The sequence below is a fragment of the Shewanella goraebulensis genome (assembly GCF_030252245.1).
GTDB classification, from domain to species: Bacteria; Pseudomonadota; Gammaproteobacteria; order Enterobacterales; family Shewanellaceae; genus Shewanella; species Shewanella goraebulensis.
The window spans coordinates 2,633,274-2,644,623 of the sequence record NZ_CP126972.1; the positions used below are offsets into that span (position 1 = coordinate 2,633,274).

The window sequence follows — 11,350 nt, forward strand, 5'->3', positions numbered from 1 at the left end:
ATCTCAAAACATTATTACTTTAGTATTTCAGTTGAATAAACTAGAGAAACACCTTTAAAGCAGAATTATTATCTAGGTCACAAATAACATTTTTAAAACTTACCCAAAGCTAAAAGTGTGATACAGATCACACAAATATATTGAACCTTGATGATGTTAATTCAAATTTCTTCAGTTTTGATTCAGGTTTTAAGCTTTTCACCATTTGAAACACTGAAACCTAGGCCTGCACTGAGACAGAGTGATTTGGGCTTTATTGATGTTTAATTGGTCAATTAAAATAGCAACAATGAACGGTGATTATTTTACGGTAGTTGTTTTATTTGCCTGGCTTTATAAAGCACATTAACCAATAAATTTTCACATAGCTTGAACAAGTAAGCTCTCGATTACAAAATACTAACATCTGACCTTTTTTAGGAACTTTCTTAATAAAGATTAATTAGACTGAAATGTTAATATTCTGGTTAACCTTACTTTGAATAGTTATTCATTTTATTTAGGCAATAAAAAAGGAAAGACTATGCTTTCCTTATTCATATCATTAACAATTTATTCTGCGGGTTTCATAATATCAAAGTGTTGATAGGCCCTATCTGTTGCAATACGCCCTCTTGGAGTGCGCTGTATAAACCCTTGTTGAATTAGAAAAGGCTCTAAAACATCTTCAATAGTTTCTCTATCCTCACCAATGGCAGCAGCTAAGTTATCTAACCCAACTGGCCCGCCCATAAATTTATCAATAATCGCCAGTAACAGTTTTCTATCTAAGTAATCAAAACCTTCTAGGTCGACATCTAATAAATCCAATGCCTTTTGTGCGACGTCTTCGGTCACAAAGCCATCATGCTTCACTTCAGCGTAATCTCGAACACGTCTAAGAAGACGGTTGGCTATTCTTGGAGTGCCTCGCGAACGTTTTGCAATTTCAAACGCTCCTGCTTCATCAATAGGTAATTCCATCACTTTAGCTGAGCGTTTGACAATAGTGCAAAGGTCTTTGACGTTATAAAACTCTAAGCGCAGAGGTATACCAAATCTTGCTCGTAGTGGTGATGTTAACGCACCAGCGCGAGTGGTAGCACCAATCAAAGAGAATGGCGGCAAGTCGAGCTTAATAGAACGCGCTGCAGGCCCTTCACCAATCATGATATCTAACTGGTAATCTTCCATAGCAGGATAAAGAATCTCTTCAACCACAGGACTCAGTCGATGAATTTCATCAATAAAAAGTACATCACCGTGTTCAAGGTTCGTTAATAACGCTGCTAAATCCCCTGCTTTTTCAAGTACGGGCCCAGATGTGGATTTAATGTTTACGCCCATTTCATTAGCCACAATCATGGCTAATGTTGTTTTACCGAGTCCTGGAGGGCCAAAAATTAGCATATGATCGAGTGCTTCTTCACGCTTTAGCGCTGCCTCAATAAACACCTTCAACTGAGCACGAGTATCATCCTGCCCAGTATAATCCTCCAACATTTTAGGGCGCATGGCTCTATCAATATGAACTTCTTGTTCAAATTCTTGTGGTTGGATTAAACGATCCGCTTCTATCATTGTGGCCTCTTTATAACATCGACTTCAATGAGGCTTTAATTAACACCTCACTTGTCATTCCTTCGCTATAAGCACTTAAAACAGCTTTACTTGCTTGAGCAGGTTTATAACCTAATGCAATTAACGCAGCAATGGCGTCTTCTTCTGCGTTATTTTCAACAGCAGCCGGCTTATAATTACTTTGTAGAGCAAACTCACGCTCAGAACCTACTGAGGCTTCTAGTAAACTTTTCAACTTATCACGCATTTCAACGACTAAGCGCTCAGCAGTTTTTTTACCAACGCCAGGCAATTTGACGAGAGTCACTATGTCATCACGCTCGACACAATTCACAAACTCGCTGGCAGTCATACCCGATAAAATGGTTAACGCAAGTTTAGGGCCCACACCGTTAGTTTTGATTAGAAGACGAAACAGTGCTCGTTCTTGCTTGGTGATAAACCCATAAAGTAGCTGCGCATCCTCACGCACCACAAAGTGGGTATAGAGCATTGCTGATTGATTGAGTTCTGGGAGCTCATAAAAACTGGTCATAGGCACTTGTAGCTCGTAACCAACACCGTTTACATCTAAAACAATTTCAGGTGCTTGTTTTTCAACAACCAACCCGCTTAATCTTCCTATCATTTATATCGTCCATATGTGCGGCTTTGGGCTTTTCCGCCCATCGCAATTAAACTTTGGAAAGTATGATTATGACAAACTGCGACACCTAAAGCATCGGCAGCATCGGCTTGCGGTGCTGCTGGTAATTTAAATATTTGTTGGATCATATGCTGAACTTGGGTTTTCTGCGCGCGACCTGTACCAACTACTGCGCTTTTGATTTGGGTTGCACTATATTCAGCTACAGGTAACCCCGCATTCATCGCAGCAACGATTGCTACGCCTCTCGCTTGCCCTAATTTAAGCGCAGAATCCGCATTTTTTGCCATAAAAACCCGTTCAATGGCAAATTGGTCAGGTTGATACTGCTTGATGATTTCAGTAACGCCATCAAAAACCTGTTTCAATCTAGTAGGTAAATCATCTGCTGACGTGCGTATACAGCCACTTCCAAGGTATCTTTGTTGTCTACCTTGACATTGAATAACACCATAACCTGTGATCCGCGAACCTGGGTCAATCCCCAAAATGATCGTCATCGATTTACGCTTCCTTGGAACAATTATTCAAGGCTTTCCATCACTTCATCTGAAATTTCAGCATTATGATAAACTTCTTGAACATCATCATGATCTTCAAGGTTATCAATCAAACGCATAAACTTAGCAGCAGTATCGGCATCTAACTCTGCTTTAGTGCCTGCAATCATAGTAACTTCTGCATTTATTGCTTCAAAACCGCCGGCATCCAGTGCATCTTTTACAGTACCGAAAGCATCTGGTGTGGTAAACACATCAAATGCGCCATTTTCATGAGTAATAACATCTTCTGCGCCCGCTTCAAGCGCAGCATCCATTAGTTCGTCTTCATCAACGTCAGCATTGTAAGAAATTACACCCGATTTGGTGAACATATAAGCCACTGAGCCATCTGTACCTAAATTGCCACCTGACTTACTGAAAGCATTACGTACACCTGATACGGTACGGTTTTTATTATCTGTCATGGTTTCAACCATCACCGCGGTTCCGCCTGGGCCATAACCTTCATAAATAATGGTGTCTAATTGCTGGCCATCAAGCTCACCAGCGCCGCGTTTAACAGCACGTTCTACCGTGTCGCGGGTCATGTTATTTGATAATGCTTTATCAATTGCGGCACGTAAACGTGGATTTGCATCAGGGTCTGAACCACCTTCACGGGCAGAAACCGTTAGCTCGCGAATAAATTTACTGAATAGCTTACCTCGTTTTGCATCTTGAGCAGCTTTACGATGTTTAATGTTGTCCCATTTACTGTGGCCAGCCATGGCAACTCCTTGGATATGTATTTCAGTTTTTTAGGCTACATAAAAACAGACCGAGGCAAAAGCCTCGGTTTGTGGATTAACGCTTAATGTACAAACCAATTAAGTTTGTAAGTTGACTAATTAACATTACTCGTCAGCGGCAGGCTTTTCTTGCTCAATAACGCTAATCCCCAAATCAACTAATTGTTGAGGGTTAGCAAAACCTGGTGCATTCGTTAATGGACAAGCTGCCGTCGTCGTTTTCGGGAATGCCATCACATCACGAATAGAGCTAGCACCTGTCATCAACATGATAATACGGTCTAAACCGAATGCTAAACCTGCGTGTGGCGGTGTACCGTAACGTAATGCTTCTAATAAGAAGCCAAACTTCTCATTTGCTTCTTTATCATCAATACCAAGAATACGGAATACAGCACTTTGCATATCGGCATTATGGATACGAACAGAACCACCACCTAACTCACAGCCGTTTAATACCATGTCGTAAGCATCTGAGATTGCCGCACCAGGATTTGCTTCAAGTTCTTTAGCGGTTACACCACGAGGAGCCGTAAATGGATGATGAACTGCGTGGTATCCACCGTTGATTTTCTCAAACATTGGGAAGTCTACGACCCACATTGGGCGCCACTCACCTTCAAGTAATTCGAAATCTTCACCAGCTTTTAGACGCAATGCTCCCATCGCTTCAGCAACGACATTTGCTTTGTCAGCGCCAAATAAGATGATGTCACCAGTTTGTGCATTAGTACGTGCAACAATTTGATTAACGATATCTTCGTTTAAGAATTTAAGTACTGGAGATTGAATTCCTTCAATACCTGCACTTAAATCATTAATCTTCATCCACGCTAAGCCTTTAGCGCCGTATATGCCAGCGTACTTAGTGTAGTTATCAATTTGCTTACGAGACAGTGATGCACCTGTTGGGATACGAAGCGCAGCAACACGACCTTCTTCATCGTTAGCAGGACTACTAAATACTGCAAATTCAACATCTTTCACCAAATCCGCAACGTCCACTAACTCAAGTGGATTACGTAAATCAGGTTTGTCTGAACCATAACGCGCCATCGCTTCTGCATATGACATACGAGGAAACTCGCCTAATTCAACATTCATTAAATCGCTGAACAAGCCACGAACCATAGTCTCAGTTTTTTCCATTACCTGCTCAGCAGACATGAAAGAAGTTTCGATATCAATTTGAGTAAATTCTGGTTGGCGATCTGCACGCAAATCTTCATCACGGAAACATTTAACGATTTGGTAATAGCGATCAAAACCAGACATCATCAATAACTGTTTAAACAGCTGTGGAGATTGTGGCAAAGCAAAGAATTGACCTTTATAAGTACGACTTGGTACTAAATAATCACGAGCACCTTCTGGAGTCGCTTTAGTCAAAATAGGTGTTTCGATATCTAAGAACCCACTATCGTCTAAGAAACGACGCACAGCGCTAGTAACTTTCGAGCGGAATACTAAACGGTCAGCCATTTCAGGACGACGTAAGTCAAGGTAGCGATATTTTAACCGCTGCTCTTCACTGTTGTTTTGATGATTGTCCATGCTTAAAGGCAGTGGCGCAGAAGCATTGATAATGGTTAGGCCTTGGCCTAATACTTCAATTTCGCCAGTTTTCATTTGTGCATTGATTTGACTGTCAGGTCTTGCACGTACTAAACCTTTAACTTGTACGCAGAACTCACCACGTAAGCTGCTCGCTATTTTGAAAACGTCTTCCAAGTCTGGATCGTAAACAACTTGAACAATCCCTTCTCTGTCACGAAGATCTAAAAATATAACACCACCTAAATCGCGGCTACGGTTAACCCAACCGACTAAGGTGACTTCTTGACCAAGATGAGACTTATTAACGTCTCCACAATAATGACTGCGCATTTAACTCTACCCTTTGTTCGGAAATAGGTGTCTAAAAAACAATTTATTTTGGCATTATATTAAAATAATGCAGGCAACTATAGCACTTATAATACGTCAAAAACGTGATTATTAAACGTGTGCTACATTTTTGCATGGAAGTATCAATTAGTTTACTGCAATTGAACAGACTTTAGGGAAAGTTCCCTTTGTAACCGAGTAAAAAAACAGCAAATACTATGATTTATTGTATTTAACTGCTTAAAACCCATTAGTTAGTTAAAAGCTGTGCTTATCACCGCCTTGCTTTTTGACCTTATACATTTTCTTATCTGCAGTTTGCAGTAAAGCAATAGCGTCATCTCCATCATCAGGGTACACGGCAATGCCTATACTAGCTGATGCGGTTAAAGTGATTCCATCGACTAAAAAAGGATCAGATAAGACCTTGATGATATTGTCAGCAACTTTAGCTGCGCACTCAGCGCTTTCGACTTTATTTAGCAAGATAACAAACTCATCACCACCAAAACGCGAAACCGTATCAGATTTACGTACAACCGACTTTAATGCCGAAGCTATGTGTATCAGCAAACTATCACCGATATGATGTCCGTATTGATCGTTTACATTTTTAAATTTATCTAAATCAATAAACAATAGAGCAAATTTAACTTGTTCACGTTCATGGGCCTTGACTGCACACGCCAATCTGTCATCCAGTAAACCACGGTTTGGTAATTGAGTAACTGGATCATGCTCTGCAACAAATTTAATTTTTTGCTCTGCATTTTTTCTAAGTGCTATTTCTAATTTAAGACGTTTGTTAGCTAAAAAGACCGCAAAGGTAATCACGCTAATAACCAGTAGACCAAGTAAAACAATGTTGAACCATTTTTGATATTTATCAGCTTCTGAACGTAGGTCAACTGCAACCCATTTTTGGTACATTTGTTGCTGTTTCGTCTCATCGATAGTTTCGATTGCTCGATTAAGTAATGGAATTAACTCTTTTAGTTTTGGATAAACCCCAATATGACTTCTTTGTTCAGTTAAATCAGCCACTAATGCCATTTTCAAATCAGGAAACTCACCTTCATTTAATGCATAGGCAAGCGTGACGACTTGTTCAATGAACAAATCAACATTACCAGATGAAACGGCTTTTAATCCGTGTTGTGTGCTGTCAACTAGAACAATTTCAAGCCCAGGGAATTGTTGTTGCAACAGATTTATTAAGTTATAACCCTTAACCACTGCAATCCGTTTACCATTATACTGGCTTAAATTAAATAACGGTTGTTGAGTTAAACTAGTGGCAATCGCCCACGGTGATGGCCAATAACCTTCTGTAAACTCGAGTGCAGGTTCGCGATTTTTATTCTTCGCCATGCTGCCTACTAAATGAATACTACCGTTTTTTAAATCTTTATTGAGCCTGTCCCAGTTCTGATAAGCAACAGGGATGATATCAATATCTAATTGGTCAGTGATTATTTCGATGACTTCTTTATTAATGCCAGAAAACTCACCTAATTCATTTTGATATTCCATTGGCGCCCATTGTGTTAAGTAACCCAACTTGATCGCACCTAAAGAATCTATGTATTTCTTCTCTTTATTACTGATGTAAATTTGCTTATCTACTATAGAGAATGTTCTATCAGCCTTATTTAATAACCACTTCTGTTCAAGTTTAGCCATTTCAAAGTCACTGATTAATTTAAAACCATTTGCAATACGTTCAGCCAGTTCAGCGTCTTCAACCCTTGTCAGGTTATAGATTTGGGTATTGAAATCTAAGTCATTAAATTGGTAGAAGTCGGACCAAGACTTGTGATGCAACAAGTAATGTGCTGTATAGGCACTGGATGCAACAAAACCAGCAATGTCGCCATCACGACTTGCCTTAATCAATTGCTCAACAGATTCGTAATATCGAATTTGCGCGTTAGGAAGGACTTTTCTTAATTCGATAATGTATGGTGATGTTGCGAATAAACCTATACGTTGACCATCAAGTTCGCTGATGTCTTTAATTTCTTTGTTATAGCTAAAAAAGCGACTTTTAACTGAATAGAAATGATTCGCTCGATTAAGTCCTGTATTAATTTCATCACTTTCAGGGTATCCAATATGCACATCAGCATGGCCATCTTTAATAAGCTCAATACTGCCATTCATATCACTGGGTATAAAGTCAATTGCGATTCCTGTTTTCTCAGACCAAAGGTGCCATAAATCGACAAATAATCCATGTGGGAAGCCATCTAAACCAATATCAACAAAAGGCTCGACTTTCATTTGCATAGCGATAAGTATGCCGTTTGATTCACGGCGATATCCAAACCAACGTTTTTCAACTTCATCAATATGACTCGTGGAGATTTGTTTGAAGCCTTCATTAATCAACGGCAACCAAGATTTATTGGAGATTAATACGGCGGGTGCTAAATCTATTTCATTGATCAAAATTCGTGATGATATATGAAAGTTATTAGCTAACTCGAAGTTAATCGGAATTCCTTGGTTATAACCTTGAATCGTCGCGAATGCGTACAGCTCTCCAGCAACAACTGCATCATATAAAGCTTTTTTAGTTTTAAAGTTTTTGAATGTCAGGCTGGGTTCTATTGCCAGTAAGTCATCTTTGTGGGACGTACCTTCAATAATGCCAATTTTAAATGGCCTAATATCCTCAACATTTTTTTTGTCTGCGATGTCTTTATGAAGATATAAATAAGAATTAAGTGAGGAAACTTTTTCGCCATATGAAAATTGTTGTTGTCTTTCGTCGGTAATCGCCATTCCAATATGAATGTCGACATCACTATCAGCTAATTTTTGTAAAGATTCTTTCCACTGCATAGGTTTAAAATGCACTTTAATGCCTGTTACAGAGGACCATTCACGCCATATATCAACCATTACTCCTGCAGCATTACCATTGTCATCAACAAATTGATAAGGATAAGCATCCTCACTCATTGAAATAGTCATCGATTGGGGCATCGATGATACAGTGGTTATTGTATTGATCTCATCTGCCACCACAGGCAACGTCATCAAAATAAACAGTAAATAAGTAAAAATAGTGCTAATTAACTTCAAGCCCGTTCCTTTGTGCTAAGTTTTGAATGAAAAATCATTCTATTAGTCGTTATTTGTTTAATTTGTTCTTAACTACACACCTTTAAACAGTTGTCACTTTGTTAACTGGACATAGGTTTGTTTGTAAATGATTTTAATTTTTTGTTTATCATACCGATTTATATCGGCCATTTAACCAACTAGATTAAATTTTTACCCTAATTTAAGTAAATAAACAAAATAAAACAAAAAATACCAATAGGATACTTGCTGCTATTTGCTAGGATTGGCTAAAATGAAGCTATTATTTTTTCAAGTTACCTCAGATGAACTCTCAACTAGATACAATATACGCAGCAGCAACTGACAAAATATCCGATTTTCAGTTCGATAATCGTGTTGCTGGTGTATTTAATGACATGATTAGACGGTCGGTGCCAGGTTACACCCAAATCATTAATACTATTGGTGATTTCGCTGACCGCTATGTTACACCTAAATCTAATGTTTACGACTTAGGTAGCTCTTTAGGCTCAGCAACACTAAGCATTCGTCGTCAAATAGAGCAGCGTCAATGCAGAATTATTGCTGTCGATAATAGTGAGTCAATGGTATCTCGTTGCCAAGAGAATTTATCTGCCTATGTCAGCGATACGGAAGTAGAACTAATTTGTGGTGACATTCGTGATATCGACATTACCAATGCCTCAATGGTCGTGCTTAATTTCACGCTACAATTTCTTCCCGTAACCGATAGAGACGAATTGATTGCTAAGATTTATCAAGGTTTACTCCCTGGCGGCATATTAGTGATATCAGAAAAATTACGGTTTGAAGACAATGTGATTCAGACCTTATTAGATGAACAGCATTTAGATTTCAAACGCGCAAATGGATACAGCGAATTAGAGATTAGCCAAAAACGCAGTGCACTTGAAAATGTTATGCGTCCAGATAGTTTATCCATGCACCAACAACGCTTCACTGACAATGGTTTTAGCCATTCAACAGTGTGGTTTCAATGTTTTAATTTTGCATCAATGGTGGCCATCAAGTGATTAGTTTTAGTTCCTTTTACCAACAAATTGCCGACTCTAGCTTACAACATTGGCTTGAAGAACTTCCTGCAATTCTTGGGAAATGGCAAAGAGAGCACAAACATGGCAACTTGCCAAAATGGGAAAAAGTACTTAATAAACTGCATTACCCAGCTCCGACCCATATTGACTTGTTTAATGGTGTGAAAATTGGTGACGGAAGTCAGCTAACCGCTGGTCAAACTGAAAAGTTACAAAACCTATTAGGGTTATTCCAACCTTGGCGTAAAGGCCCTTTTTATATCCATGGTATTGAAATTGATACAGAGTGGCGCAGTGATTGGAAGTGGGACCGTGTAAAAGAACACATTTCACCTCTGGACAACCGCACTGTATTAGATGTGGGTTGTGGCAGTGGCTATCATATGTGGCGAATGCTAGGTGCTGGCGCAAAACGTGTTGTAGGTATTGACCCTTCACCATTATTTTTATGCCAATTTGAAGCGGTTAAACGTTTAGCAGGTAATGAGCAACCGGTGCATTTATTGCCTTTGGGTATTGAAGAGTTACCGCCATTAGATGCATTCGACACTGTGTTTTCAATGGGCGTGCTATATCATCGACGCTCCCCTATTGATCATATTCTACAATTACGTGACCAACTTAGAATGGGCGGCGAACTTGTATTAGAAACCTTGGTCATAGATGGTGACGAAAATGCGGTTCTAGTGCCTGAAGATCGCTATGGAAAAATGAACAATGTTTGGTTCTTGCCATCAGTAGACGCGCTCATGTTATGGTTGAAAAAATGCGATTTCACCGATATTCGCTGTGTAGATGTCGATATCACCTCAATGGCAGAACAAAGGTCAACTCAATGGATGAAGAATGAATCATTAGTTGATTATCTTGACCCAAATGATGTTAGTTTAACGGTCGAAGGTTATCCGGCTCCAAAGCGTGCAACTATTATTGCCATAAAAAACCAACCAAATCACGACCTAGTTTGATGTTGTAACCCTATAAAATAGCCCATTAAAGCAATAAATTAGAAAGATTAGCTTAGATTATAAAAACAGGAATTGTCATGTTAAAGCAGGTAATTATTTTATCCGTCACCGCCGCGTTAATATCAGGCTGTGCATCAACTGAGAAAGTTACTCCAGTTGGAAGTGAAGAACTGAGTGCTAATCTTGCCACTTCACAAACAGCGATTATCGATGCGATAAACGCTCAATGTGAAAGTTCTTCATCTGAAATGCAAAACCTAAGCGCTGAAGTAAACGATTTAAAATTACAAATCACTGACGCATTAGCCAAGCAATCCAAAAAAATGAATGACGATGCGGCTGCTCTCGCTCAATTAAGTGAGCCGCCACAATGTCCTGAATCTGTTGTTTCAGACAAAATTGTTTTAGGCGAAGTTGAGCATGTATTTGTTGACGAGCTTAAAGCCTCTTTTGAAACGCGTATTGATACGGGTGCAGAGTCTTCTTCATTAGATGCTAGAAATATCGTGTTGTTTGAACGAAACGGTGTTCAATGGGTACGATTTGATGTCATGACCAATGGAGCAGATCAGCCTGGTAACACCTTTGAGCATAAAGTTGAGCGTTTTGTTCGCATCAAACAAGACTCGGATATGCCAGATGACCGCCGTCCAGTCATCCACGCACATTTAAAAATTGGTCAGTATGCTGCTGAAACTGACTTGAACTTAACAGATCGTAGCCACTTAGAGTTCCCGTTATTACTTGGTCGTAAATTTATGAAAGACATTGCTGTTGTAGATGTTGGCCAAATATACGTTCATGGCAAAAAACCACAAACAGAATCGACTAAAGAAGCTAAATAGGAATT

Annotated in this window: 9 protein-coding genes; 3 read left to right on the forward strand and 6 right to left on the reverse strand. The window is 39.3% G+C overall.

From position 1 onward, the window contains the following. Positions 1 to 552: 552 nt before the first annotated feature. The 6 genes from ruvB to QPX86_RS11115 form a co-directional block, all read right to left on the reverse strand. On the reverse strand, positions 553 to 1,560 hold the full coding sequence (gene ruvB, locus QPX86_RS11090) for a Holliday junction branch migration DNA helicase RuvB (protein WP_220754297.1): 1,008 nt from the start codon (positions 1,558 to 1,560) through the stop codon (positions 553 to 555). A gap of 10 nt (positions 1,561 to 1,570) precedes the next feature. Further along, positions 1,571 to 2,188: a Holliday junction branch migration protein RuvA gene (ruvA, locus tag QPX86_RS11095; RefSeq protein ID WP_220754298.1), complete on the reverse strand. Its 618-nt coding sequence runs from the start codon at positions 2,186 to 2,188 to the stop codon at positions 1,571 to 1,573. Further along, positions 2,185 to 2,706 carry a crossover junction endodeoxyribonuclease RuvC gene (gene ruvC, locus QPX86_RS11100; RefSeq protein ID WP_102526060.1) on the reverse strand — a complete coding sequence of 174 codons (522 nt, stop codon included), beginning with the start codon at positions 2,704 to 2,706 and terminating at the stop codon, positions 2,185 to 2,187. Before ruvC ends, ruvA begins: the two co-directional genes overlap by 4 nt. Positions 2,707 to 2,729: 23 nt before the next feature. Continuing rightward, entirely contained in the window at positions 2,730 to 3,476 is a 747-nt protein-coding gene (locus QPX86_RS11105; protein ID WP_220754299.1) for a YebC/PmpR family DNA-binding transcriptional regulator, read from the reverse strand. 126 nt (positions 3,477 to 3,602) lie between these two features. Next, complete coding sequence (gene aspS / locus QPX86_RS11110; RefSeq protein WP_285162685.1) at positions 3,603 to 5,384, reverse strand: aspartate--tRNA ligase; 1,782 nt, start codon at positions 5,382 to 5,384, stop codon at positions 3,603 to 3,605. Between the two features lie 258 nt (positions 5,385 to 5,642). Further along, positions 5,643 to 8,474, reverse strand: a complete 2,832-nt coding sequence (locus QPX86_RS11115) for a diguanylate cyclase domain-containing protein (RefSeq protein WP_285162687.1) — start codon at positions 8,472 to 8,474, stop codon at positions 5,643 to 5,645. A 305-nt stretch (positions 8,475 to 8,779) separates the two neighbouring features. On the opposite strand from QPX86_RS11115, the gene cmoA reads away from it, so the two are divergent. The 3 genes from cmoA to QPX86_RS11130 all read left to right on the forward strand — a co-directional run bounded on the left by cmoA (position 8,780) and on the right by QPX86_RS11130 (position 11,345). Further along, complete coding sequence (cmoA, locus tag QPX86_RS11120; RefSeq protein ID WP_220754302.1) at positions 8,780 to 9,511, forward strand: carboxy-S-adenosyl-L-methionine synthase CmoA; 732 nt, start codon at positions 8,780 to 8,782, stop codon at positions 9,509 to 9,511. Beyond that, positions 9,508 to 10,500: a tRNA 5-methoxyuridine(34)/uridine 5-oxyacetic acid(34) synthase CmoB gene (gene cmoB, locus QPX86_RS11125; RefSeq protein WP_220754303.1), complete on the forward strand. Its 993-nt coding sequence runs from the start codon at positions 9,508 to 9,510 to the stop codon at positions 10,498 to 10,500. Before cmoA ends, cmoB begins: the two co-directional genes overlap by 4 nt. A 77-nt stretch (positions 10,501 to 10,577) precedes the next feature. Further along, a complete protein-coding gene (locus QPX86_RS11130) occupies positions 10,578 to 11,345 on the forward strand; it encodes an ATP-dependent zinc protease family protein (RefSeq protein ID WP_220754304.1) in 768 nt (255 codons plus the stop codon). Positions 11,346 to 11,350 lie beyond the last annotated feature (5 nt).